The following is an 812-nucleotide window of genomic DNA, read 5'->3' as shown; positions in this document are numbered from 1 at the left end:
GGGCGCGGGGGGGCGGGGCCGCGCGCCCCCCCCAGGCCGAGGGGCCGCGCCGCGGCCGGGAGGCCCGGCGGGGGCCGCCGGGCACGGGTGGGCACGCGTGAGCACCGGTGGGCACCGGTGGGCACCGGTGGGCACCGGTGGGCACCGGTGGGCACCGGTGGGCACCGGTGGGCACCGGTGAGGCCCGCCGGGTGCGGGCGGCCGATCGCGGCCCGACCGAGCCGAGCAGCGGCGGGTCAAGCCGCCCGGGCCCCCGGGTGCCGATGACGACCGGCCAGGCGTCCTCGCCGATTCGGGGCGGCGCGACCACCGGCATCCCGCTCCGCAACCGTACGGATCGCCTGCGGCCTCATCGCGGTCCCGAGGAGGGTTACGGGGTGTCCGGTGGGTCCTTCCCCTCCCCGCCCCTTCCCGATACCAGGGGCTCCGCCCCTGGACCCCAGACTCAGGGGCGGAGCCCCGCCACGCGGCGGAGCCGCATACCGATGCCGCGGGAAGGAGCGGGGCCTCGGACCGGGTTCTGGAACGAAGCCCCGGCCGGGTTCTGGAACGAAACCCCAGCCAGGGTCTAGGACGAAACCCCAGACCGGGATCAGAGACGGAGCCCCGGCCAGGGTCTAGGACGAAACCCAGACCGGGATCTGGAACGAAACCCCAGCCAGGGTCTAGGACGAAACCCCAGACCGGGATCAGGGACGGAGCCCCGGCCAGGGTCTAGGGCGGAGCCCCGGCCGGAGTCTGGGGCGAAACCCCGGCCAGGGTCTGGGGCGAAACCCCGGCCAGGGTGTGGGGCGAAACCCCCGCCCGGGGGT

This window comes from Streptomyces sp. NPDC059455, assembly GCF_042750115.1.
GTDB lineage: Bacteria > Actinomycetota > Actinomycetes > Streptomycetales > Streptomycetaceae > Streptomyces > Streptomyces endocoffeicus.
This window is presented reverse-complemented; position numbering follows the sequence as displayed.